The organism is Halomonas sp. PAMB 3264, from assembly GCF_031954245.1.
GTDB lineage: Bacteria > Pseudomonadota > Gammaproteobacteria > Pseudomonadales > Halomonadaceae > Vreelandella.
On sequence record NZ_CP134866.1, the window covers coordinates 3,095,022 to 3,121,178 of the forward strand.

Annotated in this window: 26 protein-coding genes; 20 read left to right on the plus strand and 6 right to left on the minus strand. The window is 63.0% G+C overall.

The genetic code is table 11. The features are described 5' to 3' along the window. The first annotated feature begins 155 nt into the window (after window positions 1-155). The 13 genes from RN347_RS14000 to tatC all read left to right on the plus strand — a co-directional run bounded on the left by RN347_RS14000 (window position 156) and on the right by tatC (window position 12,832). On the plus strand, window positions 156-2,414 hold the full coding sequence (locus RN347_RS14000) for a primosomal protein N' (RefSeq protein WP_311958632.1): 2,259 nt from the start codon (window positions 156-158) through the stop codon (window positions 2,412-2,414). Between the two features lie 208 nt (window positions 2,415-2,622). Further along, the gene (gene argS / locus RN347_RS14005) at window positions 2,623-4,308 is read left to right on the plus strand and encodes an arginine--tRNA ligase (protein WP_311958633.1); all 1,686 of its coding nucleotides are present in this window, start codon (window positions 2,623-2,625) and stop codon (window positions 4,306-4,308) included. Window positions 4,309-4,311: 3 nt separating this feature from the next. Beyond that, entirely contained in the window at window positions 4,312-5,049 is a 738-nt protein-coding gene (locus tag RN347_RS14010; protein ID WP_311958634.1) for an SPOR domain-containing protein, read from the plus strand. Between the two features lie 177 nt (window positions 5,050-5,226). Next, window positions 5,227-5,760 (plus strand): ATP-dependent protease subunit HslV, encoded by a 534-nt coding sequence (gene hslV / locus RN347_RS14015; RefSeq protein ID WP_252106241.1) that lies wholly within the window; start codon window positions 5,227-5,229, stop codon window positions 5,758-5,760. Between the two features lie 10 nt (window positions 5,761-5,770). Beyond that, window positions 5,771-7,093 (plus strand): ATP-dependent protease ATPase subunit HslU, encoded by a 1,323-nt coding sequence (gene hslU, locus RN347_RS14020; RefSeq protein ID WP_263586176.1) that lies wholly within the window; start codon window positions 5,771-5,773, stop codon window positions 7,091-7,093. 109 nt (window positions 7,094-7,202) lie between these two features. Continuing rightward, window positions 7,203-7,586, plus strand: coding sequence for a DUF971 domain-containing protein (locus tag RN347_RS14025; RefSeq protein WP_311958635.1), 384 nt, complete (start codon window positions 7,203-7,205; stop codon window positions 7,584-7,586). 166 nt (window positions 7,587-7,752) lie between these two features. After that, window positions 7,753-8,508 carry a bifunctional demethylmenaquinone methyltransferase/2-methoxy-6-polyprenyl-1,4-benzoquinol methylase UbiE gene (gene ubiE / locus RN347_RS14030; RefSeq protein WP_311958636.1) on the plus strand — a complete coding sequence of 252 codons (756 nt, stop codon included), beginning with the start codon at window positions 7,753-7,755 and terminating at the stop codon, window positions 8,506-8,508. A gap of 52 nt (window positions 8,509-8,560) precedes the next feature. Continuing rightward, window positions 8,561-9,232, plus strand: coding sequence for an SCP2 sterol-binding domain-containing protein (locus tag RN347_RS14035; RefSeq protein WP_311958637.1), 672 nt, complete (start codon window positions 8,561-8,563; stop codon window positions 9,230-9,232). Continuing rightward, window positions 9,229-10,851 (plus strand): ubiquinone biosynthesis regulatory protein kinase UbiB, encoded by a 1,623-nt coding sequence (ubiB, locus tag RN347_RS14040; RefSeq protein WP_311958638.1) that lies wholly within the window; start codon window positions 9,229-9,231, stop codon window positions 10,849-10,851. Before RN347_RS14035 ends, ubiB begins: the two co-directional genes overlap by 4 nt. Before the next feature lie 80 nt (window positions 10,852-10,931). Continuing rightward, window positions 10,932-11,276 carry a phosphoribosyl-ATP diphosphatase gene (locus RN347_RS14045; RefSeq protein ID WP_252106235.1) on the plus strand — a complete coding sequence of 115 codons (345 nt, stop codon included), beginning with the start codon at window positions 10,932-10,934 and terminating at the stop codon, window positions 11,274-11,276. A 57-nt stretch (window positions 11,277-11,333) separates the two neighbouring features. Beyond that, window positions 11,334-11,603, plus strand: coding sequence for a Sec-independent protein translocase subunit TatA (gene tatA / locus RN347_RS14050; protein WP_263586171.1), 270 nt, complete (start codon window positions 11,334-11,336; stop codon window positions 11,601-11,603). Between the two features lie 3 nt (window positions 11,604-11,606). Then, the gene (tatB, locus tag RN347_RS14055; RefSeq protein ID WP_263586170.1) at window positions 11,607-12,029 is read left to right on the plus strand and encodes a Sec-independent protein translocase protein TatB; all 423 of its coding nucleotides are present in this window, start codon (window positions 11,607-11,609) and stop codon (window positions 12,027-12,029) included. Further along, a complete protein-coding gene (tatC, locus tag RN347_RS14060) occupies window positions 12,026-12,832 on the plus strand; it encodes a twin-arginine translocase subunit TatC (protein WP_311958639.1) in 807 nt (268 codons plus the stop codon). Before tatB ends, tatC begins: the two co-directional genes overlap by 4 nt. A gap of 152 nt (window positions 12,833-12,984) precedes the next feature. Here the strand turns inward: tatC and elbB are convergent, their stop codons facing one another. After that, on the minus strand, window positions 12,985-13,656 hold the full coding sequence (gene elbB / locus RN347_RS14065; RefSeq protein WP_263586168.1) for an isoprenoid biosynthesis glyoxalase ElbB: 672 nt from the start codon (window positions 13,654-13,656) through the stop codon (window positions 12,985-12,987). A 165-nt stretch (window positions 13,657-13,821) separates the two neighbouring features. On the opposite strand from elbB, the gene hemB reads away from it, so the two are divergent. The 3 genes from hemB to RN347_RS14080 all read left to right on the plus strand — a co-directional run bounded on the left by hemB (window position 13,822) and on the right by RN347_RS14080 (window position 18,185). Beyond that, the gene (gene hemB / locus RN347_RS14070; protein ID WP_311958640.1) at window positions 13,822-14,835 is read left to right on the plus strand and encodes a porphobilinogen synthase; all 1,014 of its coding nucleotides are present in this window, start codon (window positions 13,822-13,824) and stop codon (window positions 14,833-14,835) included. Window positions 14,836-14,948: 113 nt separating this feature from the next. Beyond that, window positions 14,949-17,141: a polyphosphate kinase 1 gene (gene ppk1, locus RN347_RS14075; RefSeq protein ID WP_263586166.1), complete on the plus strand. Its 2,193-nt coding sequence runs from the start codon at window positions 14,949-14,951 to the stop codon at window positions 17,139-17,141. A 105-nt stretch (window positions 17,142-17,246) separates the two neighbouring features. After that, entirely contained in the window at window positions 17,247-18,185 is a 939-nt protein-coding gene (locus tag RN347_RS14080) for a LysR family transcriptional regulator (RefSeq protein ID WP_311958641.1), read from the plus strand. On the opposite strand, the gene RN347_RS14085 is transcribed toward RN347_RS14080, so the two are convergent. After that, window positions 18,148-19,755 (minus strand): ATP-binding protein, encoded by a 1,608-nt coding sequence (locus RN347_RS14085; protein ID WP_311958642.1) that lies wholly within the window; start codon window positions 19,753-19,755, stop codon window positions 18,148-18,150. The genes RN347_RS14080 and RN347_RS14085 overlap by 38 nt on opposite strands. A 47-nt stretch (window positions 19,756-19,802) precedes the next feature. Continuing rightward, window positions 19,803-20,510 carry a winged helix-turn-helix domain-containing protein gene (locus RN347_RS14090; protein ID WP_263586163.1) on the minus strand — a complete coding sequence of 236 codons (708 nt, stop codon included), beginning with the start codon at window positions 20,508-20,510 and terminating at the stop codon, window positions 19,803-19,805. 260 nt (window positions 20,511-20,770) lie between these two features. On the opposite strand from RN347_RS14090, the gene RN347_RS14095 reads away from it, so the two are divergent. After that, the gene (locus tag RN347_RS14095; protein WP_263586162.1) at window positions 20,771-20,911 is read left to right on the plus strand and encodes a hypothetical protein; all 141 of its coding nucleotides are present in this window, start codon (window positions 20,771-20,773) and stop codon (window positions 20,909-20,911) included. A 126-nt stretch (window positions 20,912-21,037) separates the two neighbouring features. Here the strand turns inward: RN347_RS14095 and RN347_RS14100 are convergent, their stop codons facing one another. The 3 genes from RN347_RS14100 to RN347_RS14110 form a co-directional block, all read right to left on the minus strand. Beyond that, on the minus strand, window positions 21,038-21,217 hold the full coding sequence (locus RN347_RS14100) for a PLDc N-terminal domain-containing protein (RefSeq protein WP_089713609.1): 180 nt from the start codon (window positions 21,215-21,217) through the stop codon (window positions 21,038-21,040). A 96-nt stretch (window positions 21,218-21,313) separates the two neighbouring features. Beyond that, window positions 21,314-21,826 (minus strand): TIGR02281 family clan AA aspartic protease, encoded by a 513-nt coding sequence (locus tag RN347_RS14105; protein WP_263586161.1) that lies wholly within the window; start codon window positions 21,824-21,826, stop codon window positions 21,314-21,316. 14 nt (window positions 21,827-21,840) lie between these two features. Beyond that, window positions 21,841-23,196, minus strand: a complete 1,356-nt coding sequence (locus tag RN347_RS14110) for an MFS transporter (protein WP_263586160.1) — start codon at window positions 23,194-23,196, stop codon at window positions 21,841-21,843. Between the two features lie 167 nt (window positions 23,197-23,363). On the opposite strand from RN347_RS14110, the gene RN347_RS14115 reads away from it, so the two are divergent. Genes RN347_RS14115 through RN347_RS14125 form a run of 3 tightly spaced genes read left to right on the plus strand, consistent with a single transcriptional unit; the run spans window position 23,364 to window position 26,078 of the window. Further along, entirely contained in the window at window positions 23,364-24,113 is a 750-nt protein-coding gene (locus tag RN347_RS14115) for a transporter substrate-binding domain-containing protein (protein WP_311958643.1), read from the plus strand. Further along, window positions 24,106-24,813 (plus strand): ABC transporter substrate-binding protein, encoded by a 708-nt coding sequence (locus tag RN347_RS14120; protein ID WP_263586158.1) that lies wholly within the window; start codon window positions 24,106-24,108, stop codon window positions 24,811-24,813. The genes RN347_RS14115 and RN347_RS14120 overlap by 8 nt, the downstream gene beginning before the upstream one ends. Further along, window positions 24,810-26,078: a diguanylate cyclase domain-containing protein gene (locus RN347_RS14125; RefSeq protein ID WP_311958644.1), complete on the plus strand. Its 1,269-nt coding sequence runs from the start codon at window positions 24,810-24,812 to the stop codon at window positions 26,076-26,078. Before RN347_RS14120 ends, RN347_RS14125 begins: the two co-directional genes overlap by 4 nt. Window positions 26,079-26,157: the final 79 nt, after the last annotated feature.

The following is a 26,157-nucleotide window of genomic DNA, read 5'->3' on the forward strand; positions in this document are numbered from 1 at the left end:
GTGAACCTCACTCGCTTATGCCGCCACCTGATCCGTTGCCAGGCACCGCATAGGGGGTTGAAATAACTGCTTAACCGGATAGTCGCTCACATAAAACCGGGTTGGTAAAACGTGTAGCGGGCGCATATTCTAGCAACTTTTACGCCGGAGGCCAATTGCCCGTTCCCTTTTCTTCAACGCCCGCTCCAAAGGCGCCCACGGCCCCCGGCGCGCTTCAGGTGGCCCTGCCCTCGCCGCTGCGTCAGCTGTTTGACTACCTGCCCGGCCGCGAGCCACCGGCCGGCGGCTGGCAGCCGGGACTTCGCGTGCGCGTACCGTTTGGTCGGCGCGACGTTGTGGGTGTCGTGATCAATTTGCTCGATCGAAGCACACTGCCCCGCGAAAAGTTAAAACCGATTTCCGAGGTGCTCGATGAGGCGCCGCTGCCGGAGGACTGGCAGTGGCTTTGCCACTTCACCGCGCGCTACTACCAGCACGGTCTGGGCGACACCATGCAGCTGGCCATGCCGGCAAGACTGCGCCAGGGCTACCCCATGGCCGGGCGCACCTTTACCCAGTGGCAAGCCGTTGGCGAGCAAACGCCGGACTCACTTAAAAATGCCCCCAAACAGGCCGAGCTTTACGCGCTTTTGCGCCAGCACGCTCACGGCCTGCCGACCCAGGCAATCAGCGCCCACGGCTATACCAAAGAGCAACTCAACGCGCTTGCCCGCAAGGGGCTAATCACCTCAACGGAGCTTGCCCGCCAGGCAGGCCGGCGGGCTGACACCGCGTCAAATCTGCTCGCCTCGCCGTCGCTTGCGCTCAACCGCGAGCAGGCAGCGGCGCTGGCCGCGCTGCACGAAAACCTGAACGGCTACCACCCCTGCCTGCTGGAAGGCGTCACTGGCAGCGGCAAGACCGAAATCTATCTGCAGCTGATCGAGGCCATCGCCGCCTGGGGCAAACAGTCGCTGGTGCTGGTGCCGGAGATCGGCCTGACCCCGCAAACGCTTTCGCGCTTTAAAAGCCGCTTCAATGTACCCGTGGTGGCGCTGCACTCCGGGCTCAACGACGCCGAGCGCATGGACGCCTGGGAGGCCGCCGCCGACGGGCGCGCGCTGATCGTGATCGGCACCCGCTCGGCGATCTTCACGCCGCTGGCCAAACCCGGGGTAATCATCGTCGACGAGGAGCACGACGGCTCCTACAAGCAGCACGACGGGCTTCGCTACCACGCCCGCGATTTGGCCGTGGCCCGCGCCCACCATCACCAGATCCCGCTGCTGCTGGGCAGCGCCACGCCGTCGCTCGAGAGCCTTCAGCGCGCGCTGGCCGGCGACTACCGCCACCTGCGCCTCACCCAGCGCCCGAGCCGCCACCCGCCGGCCAAACTCGAACTTCTGGATCTTCGTCATCAGCGCCGCCAGGGCGGGCTGCTACCCGGCGCGCTCAAGGCGATCACGTCGACCCTGGCTGCCGGCAAGCAGGTGCTGGTGTTCATCAACCGGCGCGGCTTCGCCCCCAGGCTTGCCTGCCACGGCTGCGGCTGGATGGCGGACTGCCACCAGTGCGACGCGCGCATGACGCTGCACCGCCAGCCGCCGCTGCTGGCTTGCCACCACTGCGACAGCCGCCGGGCGCTGCCGGACGCCTGCCCCGAGTGTGGCAGCGGCGATTTGCGCGCGCTCGGCGCCGGCACCGAGCGCACCGAGGAGACGCTGACGGGGCTTTTTCCCGACACCACGATTCATCGCATCGACCGCGACAGCACCCGGCGTAAGGACAGCTTCGACCAGGTGCTCAAGGAGGTTCACCGCGGCGAGCCGTGCATTCTGGTCGGCACCCAGATGCTCGCCAAGGGCCATCACCTGCCCCACGTCACGCTCGTGGTGGTGATCAACGCCGACGGCGGGCTCTACAGCGCGGACTTTCGCGCGCTCGAGCACAGCGCCCAACTGCTCGAGCAGGTGGCTGGGCGCGCCGGACGCGCCGCCCACCCGGGCCGGGTGCTGGTGCAGACCCTGCACCCGGACGACCCGCACCTTGGCCAGCTGGCCGAGCACGGCTACGGGGCGCTGGCGCGCAACCTGCTCGAAGAGCGGCGGCTGGCCAAGCTGCCGCCGTTTGGCTTCATGGCGCTGTTACGCTTTGAGAGCCCGAAGGAGCCGGCCGCGCTTTCGCTTGCACAAGACGCCGCCCAGGCGCTGAGAGAGTGGCTCAAGGTAGCCAACGTGCAGGCGCGCTGTCTGGGGCCGGTGCCCGCGCCGATGGAGCGGCGCCAAAATCGCTACCACGTGCACGTGCTGATCGCCGCCGACAAGCGCAGCCAGCGCCACGCCGCGGCCAACTACCTGGTCCAGTGGCTGGACGCCCACCGCGAGGCGCGCAGCGTGCGCTGGTCGATCGACATCGACCCGCAGACGCTGGCGTAGACGCTGGCAAGCCCAAACAAGGCGACGAGCGCTCGCTTTCGAACCCGATACGGCTTTGAAAGTGAGCGCCAATTGCCGATAATGGCGGTTTTATGTGTACCGGGCCTTTTTGCGTCGATGCTCTCAAACGTCAACATCGACCGCCCCTTTATTACCGAACGCGCACGATTAAACGCACACGCCGCCACCCAAAATTTCGGATATGCAAATGAAAGAGACGATCACCTCCCTGCTCCAGGGCGCCATCGATGCGCTAAAGCATCAGGGCGTGCTGCCTGTTGATCTGACCCCGACGATCAAGATCGACCCGACCAAAGACAAGGCCCACGGCGATTACGCCACCAACCTCGCGCTGATGTTGGCCAAACCCGCAGGCCTCAAGCCGCGCGAGCTCGCCGAGAAGCTCCTCGAGGCGCTGCCCGAAAGCGACGCGATCGCCAACACCGAGATCGCCGGCCCCGGTTTCATCAACTTCTTTGCCGCCACGGATGCCGCCGCACAGATCATCGCGCAGGTGCTCGACGCCGGCGACGCCTTTGGGCGAAGCCTCGTCGGCCAGGGCGAAAAGGTCCAGGTCGAGTTCGTCTCTGCCAACCCGACCGGCCCCTTGCACGTTGGCCACGGCCGGGGCGCCGCCATCGGCGACTGCCTGTGCCGGCTTCTCGAGGCCACAGGGTATGACGTCACCCGCGAGTTCTACTACAACGACGCCGGCGCCCAGATCCAGAATCTGGCCCTTTCCGTGCAGGCCCGCGCCAAAGGGCTTGGCCCGGACGACGCCAGCTGGCCCGAAGACGGCTACCGCGGCGACTACATCAACGACGTTGCCCAGGACTACCTGGCCGGCAAGACCGTCTCCGCCGACGACCGGGAAGTGACCGGCAAGGCGGACCCGGAGAATCTCGACGCCATTCGCGATTTTTCTGTTGCCTGGCTTCGCCGCGAGCAGGATCTGGACCTCAAGGCCTTTGGCGTAGCGTTCGACGTCTACTTTCTCGAATCGTCGCTCTACGAGCAGGGCAAGGTCGAAAAAACCGTCGAGCGACTGGTCGCCAACGGCCACACCTACGAGGAAGACGGCGCGATGTGGCTGCGCACCACCGACTTCGGTGATGACAAGGACCGCGTGATGCGCAAGCAGGACGGCGGCTACACCTACTTTTTGCCGGACGTGGCGTATCACCACGACAAGTGGAGCCGCGGTTTCAAGACCGTCATCAACGAGCAGGGCGCCGACCACCACTCCACCGTCACCCGCGTACGCGCCGGTCTCCAGGCGCTGGAAGTCGGCATTCCGAAGGGCTATCCGGACTACGTACTGCACCAGATGGTGATGGTGACCCGCTCCGGCGTCGAGGTGAAGCTCTCCAAGCGCGCCGGCAGCTACGTCACGCTGCGCGATCTGATCGACGAAGTAGGCCGCGACGCCACGCGCTTCTTCCTCGCCGCGCGCCGGGCCGACTCCCAGCTCACCTTCGATATCGACCTGGCCCGCTCGCAGTCCAACGACAACCCGGTCTACTACGTGCAGTACGCCCACGCCCGCGTGTGCAGCATGATGAGAAAGGCCGACGCCGAATCCCGCGCCTTCGATTTCGATCAGGCGATGGCAAATCTGGCGAGCCTTGACAGCGACCAGGAGAAGGCGGTGCTCAATCGCCTGGCGCGCTACCCGGAAGTGGTCGAGCAGGCCGCCCGCGCCCGCGAGCCGCAGCAAATCTCCCAGTACCTGCTGGATCTGGCCGCGGACTTTCACACCTGTTACAACGCGGTGAAAGTGATGGTCGACGATGATGCCACCCGAAACGCACGTTTGGCGCTGGGCCTGGCCACCCGCCAGGTGCTGCGCAACGGGCTCGATCTCATGGGGGTCAGCGCCCCGGAGGAGATGTAAACCATGGCCAAAGCGCGCAAGCGGCCCAGCCGTCGCGGAGCGACCAGCCAGCGTAAGACGCCGAAAGAGCCCGGCAGCGGTTTTCGCCTGCCGGGCTGGCTCTGGGCGCTGGCCGGTATCGCCGTGGGGTTCTTTCTGGCCCAGCATCAGCACGGCACCGCCCCCTGGCAGGAGCAAAATGCCACGCCAGAGGCGACGGTGCTGCCAAAGCCGCCCGGTAGCGACGAGCGCAGCGCCGCGCGCCAGACCGAAGGAGACGCCGAGCCCTCGATGCCGACCTTCGAGTTCTACACCCTGCTGCCGGAAACCGAAGTCATCGCCCCGGGTGGGGCGCTGCCCTCGACGGTCAATCGCCCGGAAGCGCCGCCAGCCGATTCCAATACTGACGGCGCCTCCGGTGATGATCCGATCGCCCAGGTGATCGCCGCCAACACTCGCCCGGAGGAGCAGGCCCAAAGCGCCCCGGCAACGCCCGCCGAGCCCGCGGCACAAGCGCCCGCCACGCCCAACCGCTACATGCTGCAGGCGGCGTCGTTCAAGGAGTTAGGGGATGCCGAGCAGCTGCGCTCGCGACTTCGCAACCTGAGCCTGTTGGCCCAGATCACCGAAGTGCAGGCCAGCGGCGATATCTGGCACCGCGTTCAGGTCGGGCCTTACGAGGACACTCGCGAGCTCAACCGCGCCCAGGACCTGATGGCGACCCAGGGCATCGAGCCGCTGCTCATCCAGCTGCAAAACTAGCGCGCCCCGCGTGGGCGCGGCCATAAAAGCCAGGCAGAACCCTATGCGGGCGGTTGATTTTTTATCGACCGCCCGCATTTTGTGGTGAATCGCTCAGGTTTTTTACGCGCTTTAGTTGCGGCCGCCAGGCGGCCGATAAGTTATCGGGAGTCTTTTCTCCCTCAAGGAGTCATCTCCATGACCACGATCGTATCCGTACGCCGCGGCAACCAGGTCGCCCTCGCCGGCGACGGCCAGGTATCGCTTGGCAACACCGTGATGAAGGGCAACGCCAGCAAGGTGCGCCGCCTCTATCGGGGCAAGGTGCTCGCGGGCTTCGCCGGCGGCACGGCGGACGCCTTCACGCTGTTCGAGCGTTTTGAGGCGCAGCTCGAGAAATATCAGGGCCATCTGACCAAGGCCGCCGTGGAGCTGGCAAAAGACTGGCGCACCGATCGCGCACTGCGCCGGCTCGAGGCCCTTCTGGCCGTGGCGGATCACAGCGCCTCATTGATCATCACCGGCAACGGCGACGTCGTCGAGCCGGAGCGCGGCATCATCGCCATCGGCTCTGGCGGCAACTTCGCCCAGGCCAGCGCCCGCGCCCTTCTGGAAAACACCGAGCTCGGCGCGCGGGAAATCACCGAAAAATCCCTGCAAATCGCGGGCGACATCTGCGTATTCACCAATCACCACGTCACGCTCGAAGAGCTGAACATCGACGACCGTTGAGGCTTTTTTCATGACCCAGATGACACCCCGCGAAATCGTTCACGCCCTCGACCAGTACATCATTGGCCAGAAGGACGCCAAGCGCGCCGTGGCGATCGCTTTGCGTAACCGCTGGCGGCGCATGCAGCTCGATGCCGATCTGCGCCCGGAAGTCACGCCGAAGAACATCCTGATGATCGGCCCGACCGGCGTGGGCAAGACTGAAATCGCCCGCCGTTTGGCCAAGCTCGCCCGCGCGCCGTTCATCAAGGTGGAAGCGACCAAGTTCACCGAGGTGGGCTATGTCGGCCGCGACGTTGAGTCGATCATTCGTGACCTGATGGAAGCCGCGATCAAGATGGTGCGCGAGCACGCCAAGGAGGAGGTCGGTCACCGCGCCGAGGACGCCGCCGAAGACCGCGTGCTCGATGCCCTGCTGCCCCCGCCGCGCGGCCAAGAAGACAAGCCGCGCGAAGAGAACGCCACCCGCCAGTCGTTTCGCAAGAAGCTCCGCGAAGGCCAGCTCGACGACAAGGAGATCGAGATCGAGGTCTCATCCCAGGGCCAGGGCGTCGACATCATGACCCCGCCGGGCATGGAGGAGATGACCAGCCAGCTGCAAAGCCTGTTCTCCAACATGGGCCAGCAAAAGCGCGAGCAGCGCAAGGTCACGGTGAAAGAGGCGCTGGTGCTCTTGCGCGACGAGGAAGCCGGAAAGCTCGTCAACGAGGAGGAGATCAAGGCCCGCGCGGTAGAGTCCGTCGAGCAGCACGGCATCGTGTTTTTGGACGAGATCGACAAGGTGGCCAAGGGCAGCGGCCAGTCCAGCGGCGGCGAGGTGTCCCGCGAAGGCGTGCAGCGCGATCTGCTGCCGCTGATCGAGGGCTCGACCGTCTCCACCAAGTACGGCATGGTCAAGACTGACCACATTCTGTTCATCGCCTCCGGCGCGTTCCACCTCTCGCGGCCTTCCGATCTGATTCCGGAGCTTCAGGGCCGCCTGCCGATTCGCGTCGAGCTCGATGCGCTCACGCCCCACGACTTCAAGCGCATCCTGACCGAGCCTTCGGCCTCGCTGACCAAGCAGTACCAGGCGCTGCTCGCTACCGAAGGTCTGGACGTCGACTTCACCGAGGACGGTATCGAGCGCATCGCCGAGATCTCCTGGCAGGTCAACGAAGGCACCGAGAACATCGGCGCTCGGCGCCTGCACACCGTGATGGAGCGCCTGCTCGAAGAGGCTTCCTTCAAGGGCGGCGATATGGACAGCCCGCTGGTGGTCGACGCCGACTACGTCAACGCGCAGCTTGGCGAGCTGGCGGTCGACGAGGACCTCTCGCGCTACATTCTGTAAGCTCGAGCTACCTGCGCGTTGCAGGTGCCGTTTTTACGCCTTACGGGCGGGTGGCGACACCCGCCCGTTCGTCTATATGCCCCGTTCGTCTCTTGAACAGGAGAGCCCGATGGAAAGCCCGATTCCCACCCACGTGCACTATCACAAGAAAAACCGCCTGCTGGAGCTCACCTACCCGGGCGATCGGCACTACCGCGTGCCGGTCGAGCTTCTGCGCGTCTACTCACCGTCGGCGGAGGTGCGCGGCCACGGCGCCGATACCGCCGTGCTGCAAACCGGCAAGCGCGACGTGGGCCTGATGGACATCAGCCAGGTCGGCCACTACGCGCTCAAGCTTCACTTCGACGACGGCCACGACAGCGGCCTCTACAGCTACGACTACCTGTTCGAGCTCGCCACCCAGCAGGACGCCTACTGGGCGGAGTATCTGCAGGCGCTCAGCGATGCCGGCGCCTCCCGCGAGCCGGCGGGCATTCAGTTCAAACAGCTTTGAGGCTCAAGGTATTGAAAATCGGTCTTGCCGCGCGCGAGCGCACGCTTGGGTTAAGTGACCCGGGCGCAGACAAAACCGGTGGGAGAAGGCTACAATACAGCCAACCTATCAAGCGATGATCGCCATATCATCGATATCCGCCTCGAACTCGGGAGCCCGTCGCCTCATGAGCCCCACACAAAAGCGCACCACCCATTTTGGCTATCAGGAAGTCCCGCTCGACGAGAAAGCCTCGCGGGTAGCGGATGTGTTTCACTCGGTGGCCGCGCGCTACGACGTCATGAACGACCTGATGTCCTTCGGCATTCACCGGGTATGGAAGCGCCTGACCATCGAGCGCGCCGGCGTGCGCCCGGGCCACCGGGTGCTGGACATCGCCGGCGGCACCGGCGATCTGACGCTCAAGTTTTCGCGCATGGTCGGCCCGCGCGGCAAGGTGGTGCTGGCCGATATCAACGCCTCGATGCTGAACGTCGGCCGCGACAAGCTGATCGACCAGGGCGTGGGCGGCAACGTCGAGTACGTTCAGGCCAACGCCGAGAACCTGCCCTTCCCGGACAACCACTTCGACTGCATCACCATCGCCTTTGGCCTTCGTAACGTCACCGACAAGGACGCCGCGCTGCGCTCCATGACGCGCGTGCTCAAGCCCGGCGGACGGCTTCTGGTGCTGGAGTTCTCCAAGCCCGGCAATCCGCTTCTAAGCAAAGCCTACGACGAGTACTCGTTTCGCTTTCTGCCGAAAATCGGCGAGCTGGTGGCGAAGGACGGTGAGAGCTACCGCTATCTTGCCGAATCGATTCGCATGCACCCGGACCAACCGACGCTGCAGGCAATGATGGAAGCCGCCGGGCTCGAGCGGGTGGAGTACACCAACCTCACCGGCGGTATCGTCGCGCTTCACCGCGGCATCAAGCTATGACGCCTGGCAGCGCAACGCTTCCCACTCCATTGACGCGACAATCGAGGCGCGCATGCGATTGACCCCGCCCCTGCTTCTGGCTGGATGCGAACGCACGCTGAATGCCCTGCTCGCCCGCGACCCGGCCGCGCCCAACCGGCTGGCGGCCCTCGCCGGTAGCCGGCTGCTGGTCCGGCTCGAAAGACCGCACCTGGCGCTTTTGCTCGCCTATCACGAAACCGGCGTCGACCTGCTGCCCGGTGACGATGTCAACGAGGCCGTGGCGGATGCGACCGTCGAGCTCACGCCGGAGACGTTTTCGGAGTGGCTCAGCGGCGCCTCGATCGAGCGGCTGATGTTCGACGGCAAGCTCGCGGTGCGCGGGCGTATTGGCCTTTTGGAAGCGACCCGCGATCTGTTTTTCGATCTGGAGCTCGACTGGGAAGGTGAGCTTGCCGGCTGGATCGGCGCCACGCCCGCCCACTCGTTGGCCGAAGGCGTTCGCCGCTTGAACCGCTTCGGGCTGCGCGCCAAGGACGAGCTGTTACAGGATCTCTCCGAGTACGTTTTCGAGGAGGCGCGGATGCTGCCGGGCCGGGCGCAGCGCGACGTGCTGCGCGACGCGCTGACCGATCTGGACATGGCCACCGATCGCCTGGAAGCGCGCCTCGATCGCCTGACGCGGCGTCTGAACGCGAGTCTCGACATCCAGGCCGCCGCCCAGGCTCGGGAGCGCTGTACATGAGCCTGCGGCTGTTCAAGATTCTATGGGTCATCGCGCGCCACCGCCTCGATACGCTGATCCCCATGGAGCGACTGCCGCTTTGGCTGCGCGGGGTGATGTGGTGTTTGCCGCTGCGCCTGATTCCGGTGGGCAAGCGCTCCCGTGCCGAGCGCCTGCGCCTGTCGCTGGAGTCACTGGGGCCGATCTTCATCAAGTTCGGCCAGATGCTTTCCACCCGGCGCGACCTTTTGCCCGACGACATTTCCAACGAGCTTAGACGCCTGCAGGATCAGGTGCCGCCGTTTCCCGGCGAGCTCGCCGTGGCGCGGGTGGAGCGTGAGCTCGAGATGTCCCTCGAGCAGGCCTTTGCCCGCTTCGATCACGCGCCGCTGGCTTCCGCCTCGATCGCCCAGGTTCACGCTGCCACGCTTCACACCGGCGAAGAAGTGGTGGTCAAGATCATCCGCCCCGGTATCGACGCGGTGATGCGCCAGGACATGGCATTGATGTACCGGGCCGCCAAGCTGATGGCCCGGGTGCCCGAGGCGCGACGTCTGCGTCCAGTCGAGGTCATCCGCGACTACGAATCGACGCTGTTTGACGAGCTCGACCTTTACAAGGAAGCCGCCAACACCTCGCAGCTCAAGCGCAACTTCAAGGATTCGGCGCTTCTGTTCGTGCCCACCATTTACTGGCCCTTCACCCGGCGCCATGTCATGGTTCAGGAGCGCATTCGCGGCGTGCCGGTGGCGGATCTCGACACGCTGATCAAGCAAGGCGTCAACCTCAAGAAACTCGCCGAGCGCGGCGTCGAGCTTTTCTTCACCCAGGTATTTCGCGACAACTTCTTTCACGCCGACATGCACCCGGGCAACATCTTCGTCAACGCCGACAACCCGGAAGACCCACAGTACATCGCCATCGATTGCGGCATCGTGGGAAGCCTCACCCGGGAAGATCAGGATTATCTGGCGCGCAATCTGCTGGCGTTTTTCCATCAGGACTATTACGAGGTGGCGGCGCTTCACATCGAATCCGGCTGGGTAGGAGAAAATACCCGCGCCAACGAGTTCGCCGCCGCCATTCGCACCGTGTGCGAGCCGATTCTCGAAAAGCCGCTCAAGGACATCTCCTTTGGCCAGGTGCTTTTAGGGCTTTTCCAGACCGCTCGACGCTTCAATATGGAAGTCCAGCCGCAGCTGGTACTGCTGCAAAAAACGCTTCTGAACATCGAGGGGCTGGGGCGTCAGCTCTACCCGGAACTCGATCTATGGAGCACGGCCAAGCCCTATCTCGAGCAGTGGATGAAAGAGCGCGCCGGCATTGGCGGGCTTTGGGAGTCGCTCAAGCGCCAGGCGCCGGAGCTTTCCCACCAGCTGCCCGAGCTTCCGGTGCTGGCCCACCAGGCCCTTAGCCGCATGGAGCAGGAGCACCGCCAGCGTCATCAGCAGGCCCACGCCATCACCCGGCTCGACGAGAAATTCACCCAGCAGAAAAAGCGCCACCACCGCCTGCGCGTTGGCATCGCGCTGGTCGCCGTGGCCCTTGCCTGGCAGCCGCTTGGCGAGTGGGCGCTGGCGCAGCCCTGGCAGGTGCTGGCCGCGGCCGGCGCCGGGCTGATACTGCTTTTATGGCAGTGACGGCGTTTGTGATACGCTAACCCCAAGACACGCCCGCACGTCTTGCGCGGGTTCGATTCGCGCCAACGCCAAGGATTTCGATGAGCACTACCGCGACCACGCCCGTTCTGGATCACCTGGCCCAGGTTCTTGCCGAGCGCCGCCACGCAGCGCCCGAGGCGTCCTATGTCGCCTCGCTGCATCACAAGGGTCTCAACAAGATTCTGGAGAAAGTGGGCGAGGAAGCGTTTGAAACCGTGCTGGCCGCCAGAGACGCCGAACACGGCGATGAGCAGGCGCGCCAGGCACTTATCGCCGAAACCGCGGATCTATGGTTTCATAGCATGGTGATGCTCTCGCACCTGGAGCTCGACCATCAGCGCGTACTCGACGAGCTTGCGCGGCGCTTCGGGGTCTCCGGCCACGACGAAAAAGCGTCCCGCTAGCCAAGCATCCGCGCCCTTTCCACGCGTTCTACGCCAAGGCCTTATGAGGAAACGACCATGTTAGGTGGCATCAGTATCTGGCAGCTCTTGATTGTATTGGGCATCATCATTTTGATTTTCGGCACCAAGAAACTGCGCAACGTCGGCACCGATCTTGGCGGCGCGGTGAAGGGTTTCAAAAGCGCGATGAGCGAAGAGGACAAGGAAAAAGAGAAAGCCTCCGAGAAGGATGCTGCCAAGGTCGCCCACGAAGAGCCGGGCAACACCTATGACGTGCAGGCCGAAGAGAAGCGCAAGGCCGAACAGCAGCGCGAAGAGCGCCCGTAAGCCATGCTGGATATCGGCTTTTTAGAACTGTTGCTGATCGGCATCGTCGGGCTTCTGGTACTCGGCCCCGAGCGCCTGCCGAAGGCAGCGCGCACCACCGGCATGTGGATCGGCAAGATCAAGCGCACGGTATCCGGCATGCAGCGCGAAATCAGCGCCCAGCTCGAAGCCGAGGAGCTGCGCCAGAAAATCAGCGAACAGCAGAAAAAGCTCGACCAGAGCTTGAAGCAGGCCAAGCGTGATGTGGAAAGCATCGCCTCGCCCGCTTCGCACTCGAAGCAGACCAGCGAAGACACCGAAGAGCGCGCCGCCCGTGCAAGCGCTCGGTTAGACGATGCGCTCGAAAGCGTTCATGAGACGCCGGCGCCGCCAAGTGACACCCCGCCCGCCGAGGCCGACCCGAACAAGGACCGCACCCAGCCATGAGCAATCCGGGCGACTCTCAGCCTTCGCATAAAGACCAGCGCCCGCGCGAGGATTTAAGCCAGGCGCCGCTGGTCGAGCATCTGATCGAGCTGCGCTCGCGGCTCATCAAGGCAGTGGCGGTGGTGCTGGTGATGTTTCTGGCGCTCTACGCCTTTGCCAACGATATCTACGGCTTCGTCGCCGAGCCCTTGATCGCGCTTTTACCGGCGGGCTCGCAGATGATCGCCACGGAAGTGGCCTCGCCGTTTTTGGCGCCGTTCAAGCTCACGCTGGTGGTGGCGGTCTTTCTGGCGATCCCCTTCGTGCTTCACCAGGCCTGGGCGTTCGTGGCGCCCGGGCTTTACGATAACGAAAAGGCGCTGGCGATTCCGATTCTGGTGTCGAGCGTGGCACTCTTTTACGCCGGCGCGGCCTTCGCCTACTACGTCGTCTTCCCGCTGCTGTTCGAGTTTTTTACCCAGACCGGGCCAGAAAACGTGGCGGTGATGACCGACATCAATCAGTACCTGAACTTCGTGCTGAAGCTCTTTTTCGCCTTCGGCGTGGCCTTCGAGATCCCCATTGCCACCTTTCTGCTGATTCTCTCCGGCGCCACCACGGTGCAGAGCCTGTCGCAAAAGCGCCCCTACATCATTTTAGGGTGTTTCGTGGTCGGCATGCTGCTCACCCCGCCGGACGTCATCTCCCAGAGCCTGTTGGCCATTCCGATGTACCTCCTCTACGAGGTGGGCCTGCTGTTTGGCCGGCTCGTGCGCCGGCGCCAGCTTCGCGCCGAGGCCGAGGCCGAGGAGAGCGGCGAGTAGCCGTTTTGCCTTGTTGTAATAAACATCGTTGTAATAAACATCGCTGTAATAAACATCGCTGTAATAAACATCGTGGTCATACACGGTGTCGTCATAAAAAAGCCTCTGCGTCTGCAGAGGCTTTTTTCGCTGTGCTAAAGCGTTAGCGCCGGCTATTTTTTGGCCTGATCGATCATGTCGTTGAGCCGCTCGACCAGTTTGAAGATGCCGGTGGCGGCCTCGCCGATGCTTTTGGCCTGCATGTAGGCAGGAGTCGTCACGACCTGATGCTCCAGGTCGACGACGATATCGTCGACGTCGCAGCTTTTGTGCAGCCCGCCCATGGCGCTGATTGCCCCGGCAACGCCCGGGTCGCGCCCGATGGTCACCGAAATGCCGTCGCCCAGAAGCCTTGGCACCAGTACCGGCGCAATGCACATCAACCCGATCGGCTTGGCGTCCTCCTTGAAAGCGGCAAGCGGGGCCTTGAGGCTTTCGAGCACGCTCATGGCGTCGCCCTTCTCGGCGAAGTCGCAGAGGTTTTTGGCCACGCCGAAGCCGCCGGGGACGATGACTGCATCGAAGTCATCGGCGTTAAGCTCGGTGATGGGCTGGATATCGCCGCGCACGAGCCGCGCCGACTCCTTCAGAACGCTTCGCGTCTCGCCTTCCTCGGCCTCCTGGGAGAGGTGATTGATCACGTGATGCTGGTCGATGTCCGGCGCAAAGGCGCGGTAGGCGATGCCGAGCTGGTCGAGGCGCAACAGCGTAAGAGTCGCCTCATGGATCTCCGATCCATCATAAGCGCCGCAGCCGGCCAGAATCACTGCTACTTTTTTGCTCATGCCTGTCTCCCTTGGTGATACCCATGATCTCTAACGGCGAGCGATTTAGTGGAATCGACACTCTAATCACTCTTCACCCCCTCCACAAGGCGGCTTTCGCCGTAGAGCATGGCTGATATACTCAAGGCCACGGACATTTTTGTCAGCGTCGAGCGGAGAGTACATTTGAGCACACCAGGCCCCCGTCAGTTTCCCGCCACCCGCATGCGCCGCATGCGCCGTGACGACTTTTCTCGCCGGCTGATGCAGGAATCCACCCTGACGCCCAGTGACCTCATCCTGCCGGTGTTCGTACTGGAAGGCGAGAATCAGCGCGAGGCCGTCGCCTCCATGCCCGGCGTCGAGCGCCTCTCCATCGATCTTCTGATCGAGCAGGCGCGCGAAGCCTTCGAGCTCGGCATTCCGGCGCTGGCGCTGTTCCCCGTGGTCGGCCCCGAGCATAAAAGCGAGTTCGCCGAAGAGGCTTACAACGCGGGCGGCCTGATCCAGCGAAGCGTGCGCGCGCTCAAGGCGGCGCTGCCCGAGCTTGGCATCATCACCGACGTGGCGCTGGACCCCTACACCAGCCACGGTCAGGACGGCATTCTCGACGAGCACGGCTACGTGCAGAACGACCGCACCGTCGACACGCTGTTGAAGCAGGCGCTGTCCCACGCCGAAGCCGGCGCCGACGTGCTGGCCCCCTCGGACATGATGGATGGACGCATCGGCGCCATTCGCCGGGTGCTCGAGCAGGACAACCTGCACAACATTCGCATCATGGCTTACAGCGCCAAGTACGCCTCGGCCTATTACGGCCCGTTTCGCGACGCGGTGGGCTCGGCGGGCAATCTGGGTAAGGCCGACAAACGCACTTATCAGATGGACCCGGCCAATACCGACGAGGCGATCCACGAGGTCGCGCTCGATATTTCTGAGGGCGCCGACATGGTGATGGTCAAGCCCGGCATGCCTTATCTGGACGTGGTGCGCCGGGTCAAGAGCGAACTTGGCGTACCCACCTTCGCCTACCAGGTGAGCGGCGAGTACGCCATGCACCGCGGTGCGTTCGATAACGGCTGGCTCGATGCCGACGCGGTGATCCTCGAGTCACTCATGTGCTTCAAGCGCGCCGGCGCCGACGGCATCCTGACCTACTTCGCCCTCGACGCCGCGCGGCTACTAAGCGCGACGCGCTAACCGGGCGCGCGTGACACGCAACTGTCATCTTTCTCCTGCAGAATCGGGCGCAACACACTAAGGTCAAGGAAAGCGCCGACAAAGCGCGCCGCCCATTCTGCGGGGAATTCGTCATGGAGATGCAAACGTCAGACGCGACACCGCCTTCCGGTATTGATACGTCAAGCGCTGAAGGCGAGAGCCTTCCGCTTCGTATCAACCGCACCCCCACCGGCGTTCAGGCGAAGGAGGCGCTCGGCCAGACCGATCTGGACGACCCGGCGCTCTACTTCAACCGCGAGCTTTCGCATCTGCAGTTCAACATCCGCGTGCTCGAACAGGCCCTCGACGACGCACACCCGCTGTTGAACCGGCTGATGTTTCTGCTGATCTTCTCCTCGAACATGGACGAGTTCTTCGAGATTCGTGTGGCCGGGCTGAAACACCAGGTGGCGCTCAACGACAACGCCGCCTCCGCTGACGGCCGACTGCCCAAGGCAGTGCTGGCCGAAATTTCCGATACCGCGCATCGCCAGATTCGCCGCCAGTATCAAATTCTCAACAATACCCTGCTTCCGGCGCTGGAAGCCCAGGGGCTGCGCTTTCGCCGCCGCGACCAGTGGTGTGACGAGCAGCGCGCTTGGGTGCGCGCATTTTTCGATCGCGAAATCATGCCGGTGATCAGCCCGATCGGCCTCGATCCGTCGCACCCGTTTCCACGACTTGTGAACAAGAGCCTCAACTTCATCGTCGAGCTCGAAGGCAAGGACGCCTTCGGCCGCGCCGGCGGCATGGCGATCCTGCCCGCCCCGCGCTCGCTGCCGCGCCTGATCGCGCTGCCCAAAGAGCTCTGCTCTGAAGGCTTCTCCGAGTACGTCTTTCTTTCGTCGATGATTCACGCGCACGCCGATGAGCTTTTCCCCGGCATGCGCGTGCTGGGCTGCTACCAGTTCCGCTTGACCCGTAACGCGGATCTGAGCGTCGACCCGGAGGAGGTGTCCGATCTCGCTTCGGCGCTCAGGGGCGAGCTTCTGGCACGACGCTACGGCAGCGGCGTACGCCTGGAGGTGGCCAACAACTGCCCCGAAGGGCTGACCGGCTTTTTACTGCGCCAGTTCGACCTCACCGAGGACGACCTGTACCGCGTCGAAGGACCGGTGAACCTGACGCGCATGATGTCGGTGCTGGGCGACGTCGACCGCCCGGAGCTTGTGTATCGCCCCTTTACCCCGAGCATTCCCAAGGGGCTGAAGGAGGGCAGCCTCTTTAGCGCTATCCGCCAGCAGGACATTTTGCTGCATCACCCGTTCCAGGCGTTCTCGCCGATCGAGGATCTGCTGCGCGAGGCGGCTCGCGACCCGGACGTGTTGGCGATCAAGCAGACGCTTTATCGCACCGGCGCGGACTCCTCCATCGTCGGCGCCCTGGTGGAGGCGGCAAGCCAGGGCAAGGAAGTGACCGTGGTGATCGAGCTGCGCGCGCGATTCGACGAAGCCGACAACCTGCAGCTCGCCTCGCGCCTGCAGGAGGCCGGTGCGATCGTGATCTACGGCATCATGGCTTACAAGACTCACGCCAAGATGATCCACATCGTGCGCCGCGAAGGCGGGGAGCTCAGACACTACGCGCATTTGGGCACCGGCAACTACCACGCCAAAACCGCCAGGCTCTATACCGATTACAGCCTCATGACCGCCAATCAGGCGCTTTGCGCCGACGTTCATAGAGTCTTCCAGCAGCTTTCCGGCATGGGCCAGACGCGCAAGATCGACACCCTGCTCCACGCCCCCTTCACGCTGCACGCGCGGCTGATCGAAATGATCGATCGCGAGGCCCAGTTCGCCGCCCGCGGCAAACGCGGCCATATCATCATCAAGTGCAACTCGCTGACCGAGCCCAAGCTGATCAAGGCGCTCTACCGCGCCTCCCAGGCCGGCGTGGAGTGCGATCTGATCATTCGCGGCATGTGCAGCCTTCGCCCGGGGGTGAAGGGGGTGTCGGAGAACATTCGCGTGCGCTCGATCATCGGCCGGTTTCTCGAACACACCCGGGTGTTCCACTTTCACAACGGCGGCAAGCCGGAGACCTGGTGCGCCAGCGCCGACTTCATGACGCGCAACATGTTCCACCGGGTCGAGACCTGCTTTCTGCTCAAGGACAAGAAGCTCGCCAACCGCGTGCGCAAGGATTTAGAGACCTATCTGGTGGACAACTGCCAGAGCTGGATACTCGAAAGCGACGGCAGCTACCACCTGCAAAGCCCGGGTAAAAGCGACCCCATCAGCGCTCAGGAAACGCTGCTGTACGCCTATGCGTCGAAAAGCTAGCGAGGTGTGAGTGAGGCGTCAGTGAGAGAGTAGGGTGTGTTATGGCGTACTCTGGCTTAGAATGAACATGACTCAACTGTTCATTCTTAATCGTGAATTTTTACCATGCTCGAACTACGCCATTTGCGCACTCTGATCGCGCTTCGCGAAACCGGCTCGCTGGTCGAGGCCGCCGAGCGCGTTCACCTTACCCAGTCGGCGCTGTCGCATCAGTTGAAGGATCTGGAAAACCGGGTGGCAAGCCCGTTGTTCGTGCGCAAGACGCGCCCGGTGGAGTTCACTCGCGCGGGGCTTCGCCTTCTTGCGCTGGCCGACGAGCTTCTGCCTGCAGTGCGCCGCGCCGAGCGCGATCTGGCGCGGCTGGCCGGCACCGAGCAGGGCCGGCTTCACATGGCGATCGAGTGCCACAGCTGCTTTCAGTGGCTGATGCCAACGGTGGACTACTTTCGCGATCACTGGCCGGAAATCGAAATCGATATCCCGAGCGGCCACCACTTCGACCCGCTGCCGGCGCTGGCCAAAGAGCAGCTCGATCTGGTGATCACCGCCGACCCCCAGCCGATCGACGGCATTCATTACGCGCCGCTGTTTCGCTACGAAGGCCTTCTGGCCGTGGCGCGCCAGCACCCCTTCGCCAAAAAGAGCTTCGTCACCCCTCAGGAGCTCGCCGATGAGACGCTGATCACCTATCCGGTGGAGCATTCACGGCTGGACGTCTTCACCCAGTTTCTGAGCCCCGCCCAGGTGCGCCCTAAAGAGATTCGCACCGCTGAGCTCACCATCATGATGATGCAGCTGGTGGCCAGCGGGCGCGGCGTGTGCGCGCTGCCCAACTGGGCGCTGACCGAGTATCTGGAGCGCGACTACGTAAGCGCAGTGACGCTTGGTGAAACGGGGATCTGGAGCACGCTGTTCGCGGCGATTCGCGAGGAAACCCGCGCCACGCCCTGGATGCGCGATTTTCTGCGCACCGCGCGAGAAACCTCGTTTGCGGTGCTCAGCGGCGTCAAGCCGGCGACTCCCGACGAGGAATCAACAGCGTAAAGCGCGCGCCGCCGAGCTTCGGGCTTTCATCGACGGTGACGCTGCCACCGTGCCCGGACATGACTTTCTGCACGATAGAGAGCCCCAGGCCATAGCCGCCGGAGCTTCGCGCGCGACTGTCGTCCAGCCGCGCAAAGGGTTTGAAGATGTCGCTGCGCGCCTCTACCGGAACGCCTGGGCCATCGTCCTCGACGTCGAAGCGCACCAGCTGCGGCTCGTCCCACACCCGAATGACGACCTGGCTGCGCCCGTGGCGGCAGGCGTTGCTGACCAGGTTTTGCAGCGCCCGCTGCAGATAGCGCGGCTCGGCCAGAAGCTCTATTTCGCTATCCGCTTCGAGCGTGATCGAAAGCGACTTGTGCAGCGGCGTCAGCGCGTCGATCACGCGGTTCGCCATGGCCGAGCACTCCACCGGCACCATATCCAGCGGATCGCCGTGGTCCGGCCCGCCGCCCAAACGGGCGTAGGTCAAAATCTCGTCGACCAGGTCGTCGAGCTCGGCAATGTCGGCGTCGATCCCCTGGAGCTGATGGCGAATCGAGGGCTCTTCGGTCATGTCCTCGACCATCTGCACGGCGAAGCGAATGCGCGCCACCGGCGTTCTCAGCTCGTGGGATACCGCGCGAATCATCTCCTGCTGGCCTTTCAACAGCGTCTGTACCTGGCTTGCCATGGCGTTGAAGGCCATGCCCAACCGGCCCAGAAAGTCGCCGCTTTCGACCTTCACGCGGGTTTCGAGCCGGCCGCTGGCAATACGCGTCGCGGCAAGCTCCAAACGCGCCATGCGCGCCTCGATGCTGCGCATGATCAGATAGATGATCAGACTCAGCACCGCCATGACGCCGATGAGAAGGGGCAGGTGAAGCCCCAGCGGCATGGTTTCGTGGCGTGGAATCGGGCCGACCTTCAACCACTGGTCGCTTTCGGGTACGCGATAGATAAACGATAGCGTCAGCTGCTCGGTGACCAGCCTTGTCACGACCTCGCCGCGCGCCAGCGCCTGGCGTTGAACGGTCGTCAGGTCTTCGGGCAGCGTCGTCAACAGCGTCAGCGGCCAGTGGGGCAAGCGCAGCTCGGAGAGCAGCGCCGGGCGCTCGTCCTGTGGCGTTTGGCCGAGCCAGTCGCCGAGCAACGCCACGCTTGCCTGCCACTGACGCTCGCTCCAGCCCATGAGGGTCGCGCTCAAAAGCGTTCCCTGCTCAAACGAACCGCCGGGAATGAGCTGGCGAAGCTGCCAGGGGTCCTCGTCGATCACCGGGCGACCGCGCTTGAGTCGGGCGGCCTCGAAATAACCAGGCGCCGCGTCCGACACAGGTATGAGGGTCAGCTGCATGCCGAACTGACGGGCGAAGGTTTCCAGCCGCTCGGCGCGGCGCTCGGGCGCGAGCGCGGCAAGCTGGCGGGTCATCAGCGTCATGGGCAGGCTTGTCAGCTCTTCACGAAACTCTTCGCGGCGCACCTGCTCGATGAACGTACGCCCGCCGATGGAGATCAAAAAGACGATGCACAGGGCCAGGCCCAACAGCACGTAAAAGCGTAGAAAGGAGCCCTGGCTAGGCACGCGCGGCATGAGCCCTACCTCGTGGATACGCGTTCGCCACGAAGGCGCCGGCGCCGTCAGCTATCCTTGACAAAGAGGTAGCCCTTGCTGCGAACGGTCTTGATACGGTGCGGCTGATGGGGGTCGTCGCCGATCTTGGGTCGAATACGCGACACACGCACGTCGATAGAACGGTCCTGGCCGTCGTACTTGATGCCGCGCAGATCGCTGAAGATCTCTTCCCGGGTCAAAACGTTGCCGGCATTGCGCGCCAATAGCCAGAGAAGATCGAACTCGGCGCTGGTCAGATCGATACGCTCACCGTCCAGAAACGCCTCGCGGGTGGCGCTATCGATATCCAGATTGGAAAACTGAAGCCTTACTTCGCCGTTGGGGGCGGCGGGCGCGTCGGCGCGGCGCATCAACGCGCGCATGCGGGCCAGCAGTACGCGCGGCTGTACGGGTTTGGGCACGTAGTCGTCGGCGCCCATCTCAAGTCCCAGCACCTGATCCAGATCGTCGGTGCGGGCGGTCAGCATCATGATCGGCCCGGCGAAATTATGGCGAACCCGCCGGCAGATCGACAGACCATCTTCCCCGGGCAGCATCAGATCCAGAATCACCAGATCCGGCTGCAGCTCGAGAATGCGCTCGACCCCTTTGCCACCGTCGGCTTCCACGGTGACCTTGAAACCGTTGTTTTCCAGATAGTCGCGGGTTAACCCGGCCAGTCGCTGATCGTCTTCGATGATGAGCACGTGGTCTTTATCGGGACAGTCGTTCATGAGCGGCTCCCGCTTCCTTGATAATGGATCATTGCCTCAGTGGCCCAGCTTGTCTTAATAACATGGAGCCCCCTTCCATGGTAACACTTGCTTACCATTTATTAACGTTTGTGCCTTAAATTGCAAGAGGGCATTGATACGCATTTTCACGCACGGCACGTGATTTCTCCCCCGCCCCCGCTTGATTACCGTTTTGCGCCGCGATAATGTGGGCTCACTCGGTTGTCAACCTTTCATTTGGCTACTGGCAGGAGAGAATGATGAGTACTCACAAGACCAAAAGCGTCATCAAACGAATTTATGTTCCCACCCAGGTCCGCGATTTGCCCAACGGTGAAAAGCTGACCATTCCGGGCCACTACAAGGCCCCGCCGTCCAGCGACGACAACGCTCAGCATTGACGGCTCAGGCGCCTTGACCTGCTAAACAGGTTCGGCTCGCCCAGGCTTTACGGGCAAGAAAGTTCGACAGGCACAAAAAAAGCAGGCCCGCACGGGCCTGCTTTTTTTCATGTTGCGGTAACGGCGCTATCCCTTGGGCCCGAACAAGAACCAGATGATGAGTCCGATGAGCGGGAAAAACAGCAGCACCAGGATCCAGATCAGCTTGGCAAGACCGCCCGCCGAACTTTTGGCGACTTTCACGATCGCCCAGATCACGATGATTAACCAGATGAGGCCCAGCAGACCGCCGACTTCGATTCCCATAACGACTCTCCTTGTGTACTGATATCCCTGTGTGACCCGCTTAGCATAGCACCTTGTGTTCAACATGCGAGGCCATGAAGCGACGTAGTGCCGGCCTCAAGGTGGCAGACGCAAAAGCATTTCGCCACCGGCGATTTCGATGGTGAAAAGACTCAGAAAGCTCATGCCTAAAAGCACCGTGTCGCGCTCCATGCCGGGGCTGATCGAACCCTGGACGTTGCTTGCCTGCAACCCCCCCAGCGCCACCTCGTCGAGTTCGGTCAGGTGCCCTTTCACCCGGCCGTTGGCCGTATTGAACCAGGCACTGCGGCCGGGAGTGAGCGAGAGCCGCTCGGCAAGCTCGGTGGACACCGCCACGTAGGTGGCACCGGTATCGAGCAAAAACGTGACCGGCTCGCCGTTGATGCGCCCGGGCGCCTCGAAATGGCCGGAGCGATTGCGCGAAAGCCGCACCGGCGCGCCGTCGGGCGCCGAGTTGATGACGTGGGCGTTGGGCGTGGTCAGGTTCTTGAAGCCGCCGTCGATCAGCCAGGTGCCGGCGCCGATCAGCAGCACCCAGAAAAGCAGCATCATCACGATGCCGCCGCGCTGCGCGCGTTGCGATGTCATACACACCCCCGTCATCAGGTGCTTTGCCATGCCGTCGCCGCCTCGCGGCCGCGCCGTTCGTTGACACCAGCACAGATCAGCATCGCCGTTAAAAACAGTCCTGCACATAATAGGATAGAGGCTTGAAGGCCAATCAACGTTTGCAGCACGCCCAGCACGACAATGCCTAAAACGCCCGCCAGCTTGTTGGCGAGCCCCCAGAAACCGAAAAACTCGGCCGATTTGGCCAAGGGTGAAAATACGCCCACCAGCGCGCGGCTCGCCGACTGGCTCGACCCAAGACTCAGCCCCGCCAGGCACCCGACGTACAAGAAGACGTACTGCGCCTGCCACTGCCAGCCAAACTGGGCGTTGGCCCAAGCGGTCAGCTCCGGCGTTGCCCAGATAGCGACGATGGCCACCACCCAGAGCGCCAGCGTCATTTGATAGGTGCGCTTGGCGCCGAAAGTGTCCTGAATGAAACCAAAGCCTACCGCGCCGATGGCGGCAGTCACCTGCACGACGATGAACATGATGTTGCGCACGCCCTCGTCCCAGCCGATCACCTGTGCGCCGTAGATGAAGGCGAAGGCGATGATGATGTAGACCCCGGCCATCGAGAACAACAGCGACACCAGAAAGATCGTCAGGTCGCGAAAATGGCGTAGCTCCTTGAACGTGGAAAAAAGCTGCGCCGTGGCGATTTGCCGATACGACACGCCGCCGGGCCTTGCCACGCCGCGCTCCTTGAGCCACACAAAGGTCGGGATGGCGGCAACCAAAAAGAAGCCGGCGGCGAAAGGCCCGACCCAGCGGATGCGATCATAATTCTCGAGCGTGGCTTCACCCAGCACCACCAGGGTAAAGCCCGCCGCCAACAGCCCGCCGATATAGCCCAGCGCCCAGCCAAAGCCCGAGATTTTTCCCAGCGACTGCGGCGGGCCGAGCTCGGGTAGAAAGGCGGCGATGAACGACTCTCCCATCGAGTAGGCGTAGTTGGAAAGCACGATCAGCAAAAGCCCCGCCACCACGTAGCCCGGCTCGACGAAGTACAGCATGGCGGTGGTCGCCACCGTCGCAAGATAGCTTACCAGTAGAAAGCGCTTTTTCTCGGCGCGGTAATCCATGATGGCCCCGCAAAGCGGCGCGCTCACCACCACCATCAGGTAGCTTAAGGCCAGCGCCAGGCTCCACAGAAAGTTGGCCAAGCGAAAGCCGTCGCCGCGATCGCCGACGATGACGGTCGTGAATAGCTCGCCAAACACTACCGTGATGATGAGTAGCGTGTAGGCCTGGTTGGCGAAGTCGAACATCGCCCAGCCAAAAATTTCGCGCCGGGAGGCGTAGACCGGCGCGCTTTTCGACGCTTCAGATGACATATTCAGGGACATGGAGGCTCTCGAGCAGGCAGACTTCAACAAGGTGGCAATGCTCTACAGTAACGCGTAACCCGGTAAAAATGGGATGACAGAGGGCGAAAGTTGCTCTAATTTTTCGAGAAGCCATGCCGGGATATTGCTCAATGCCACACGGAGTCGCTGCAAACAAACCAGTACCGATGAAAAGCGTATCGTTGCTGGCGGGGCTTGCGTGGTGTTTTGCAGCGTTTGGCGACGACACCCCTTCGCTTTCGCACTTCTCTTACGTCACCGAAGAGTATCCGCCCTACAATCATTTCGATCAGGGGTCGCAAACGGGCCAGACGATCGACCTGCTCAGGCAACTTTTTCAGCATACGCATACCCCCTTCGACCCGGCCCTTATTCAGAGCTACCCATGGCTTCGCGCCTATCAATTGGCGCTTGAAACGCCGAATACCGTGCTGTTTTCGACCAATCGCACGCCGTCCAGAGAGCCGCTTTTCGATTGGGTCGGTCCCATCGCCATCGATCGGGTCGCGCTGATCGCCCGGCGCGAGGCCGGCATTACCCTTGATACCCTCGACGAGGCGGCCCGAGCCGGCCTTCGGATCGCCGCCATACGGGGAGACATTGGCGAGCTCAACCTGACCGAGGCGGGCTATCCGGATCACTTGATTCACCGGGCGCTGGACAGCCAAAGCGCCCTCGCCATGCTGTTGAACGAGCGTGTCGATCTCTGGGCTTACAGCACGAGCGTGGTCGACTGGCTGGCCGAGCGCGCCGGCCACGCCCCCACCGCGCTCGAACCGATCCATACGCTGAGCCGCTACCCGCTCTACTTCGCTATCAATCGGCAAAGCGACCCCGCGCTGGTGGCGCACTTCCAACGGGCGCTGGCCGAGCTGCACGCGCTGGAAAACCCCTCGCTGGTGCACAAGGATGAGTAGCGCAGGGATGAGTAGCGCAAGGCGCCTTCACTGGCTCACTTTGCTGACGGCGATGCTTGTCTGCCCGTCGCTGTCGGCGCAAACGCCGACCTACCGGCTGAGCGTCAATACCGAAGAGTACCCACCGTTCAACTATCAAATCGATGGCGTCATCGTGGGCGAGGCCACCGCGCGGCTGCGCCGGGCCTTTGACGAAACCGGTATCGACGCCCGATTTCAGCTTTTTCCCTGGGCGCGAGCGTATACCGAAGCGCGCTTTCGCCCGGACCACTGTGTCTATTCCACTACCCGTACGCCCGCACGGGAACTGATGTTTCGCTGGGCCGGGCCGCTTGCGATCAACGAATGGGCGGCGCTGGCGCGTACCGATACCACCTTTACGCCAACACGGCTGAGCGAGCTTGTTGGCCTGCGGGTGGGCAGCTTTCGCGAAGATGCGATTGGCGACTACGCCGAAAGCCGAGGTATCCGCATCATCCGGGCGCCGAGCGAGCGGGTGAACGTGGCGCGCCTAGAGGCCGGGTTATTGGACGTCATCGTGACCGGCCGGGCAACGGCTGAGGCCATCGCTGCCGAACGCCACGTGGTTCTGCGCCACCTGTTCACCTTCGCCTACATGCCGCTTTACCTCGCCTGTCATCCAAGCGTTCCCCATCACGTAATGATGCGGCTTCAGCACGTACTGCGAGCGACGCCATGAAACATCGCGCCCGGCTCGTCAGAGGACGCCTGACGCTAAAGCAGGCGCTTTTAACGCTGCTGATCGCTACCCTGATCAGCTTGGTATCGGGCAGCCTGGAACTTCTGGGCCACGCTCATACCATGCGCCGAAACATCGAACAGCGCACCGAGCAGCAGATCGCGATCATCAACGGCGCGGCGGCGGAGGCGGCGTTTCAGCTCAACCCCGAGCTTGCCGAACAGATCGCCTCCGGGCTATTCAACGCAAGCGACGTCGCCTACGTCATGATTCAGGACGATTTCGGCCGGGTGCTGGCCAATTTCGATGCGCGTTCAGGACCGCTTGGCTGGCTCGGCGAGGCGCTGTTTGGCGACATGCTCGAGTACCAGGCGCCGCTTCGCTATTACGTGGACGATGCGCTTCCGGCGTCGCGCGTCGGCGAAATCCACCTGGCGCTCGATCACGAGCACCTCACCGCTCGATTTCTGGCGCGCAGCTTCAGCGTGGTGGGCATCAGTATTCTGGAAGCCTTTTTACTGAGCCTTTTGTTCGTGCTCTTTTTTCACGTCTTCATCACAAGGCCCCTGCTGCGGGTACATGCGGCCATTATCGAAACCGACCCGGCGCTGCCCGCCCAATGGCCCAAACCGCGGCTCAAAGGCCACCGCAACGACGAGCTGGGCCACCTGGTCGAGAGCATGGATCATCTGCTGCGTGAATTTCAGCGCGGTCTGGAGCAGCGCGATCACCTGCACCAGCTCTCGCACCATGACGGATTGACCGGCATCGCCAACCGCCGTTACTTCGACACCTTTCTGGAAAGCCAGTGGGCGCACGCCATACAGACCCAAACGCCGCTGGCGATCATCTTCATCGATATCGACTGCTTCAAGGCGTTCAACGACCACTACGGCCACACCACCGGCGACGAGACGCTCAAAAGCGTGGCGCGCACGCTCAATCGCTGCATCGATTCAAACACCGATCTTCTGGCGCGCTACGGTGGCGAGGAGTTCGTCTGCGTACTACCGGGCAAGGATCTTTACGCCGCGCTGAACACCGCCAACCATTTGCGTCAGGCCGTACTGGCCCTCGCGATCCCTCACGCCCAAAACCTCACCGACAGCGTGCTGACGCTGAGCATGGGCGTGGCCTGCCAACACCCCGCCCGCGATGAGTCCCCCAACCACCTACTCCAGCTGGCCGACGCGCGGCTTTACCACGCCAAAAACCGCGGGCGAAACCGCATCGAAGCGTTCAGGCCAGTATTTCCCGAGGCGTAAACTGCCCACGAAAAAAGGGCCGTGGCGGCCCTTTTCAAAATACCTTCTGCTTAACGTCTCTTCGGCGCTTATCGCTTTG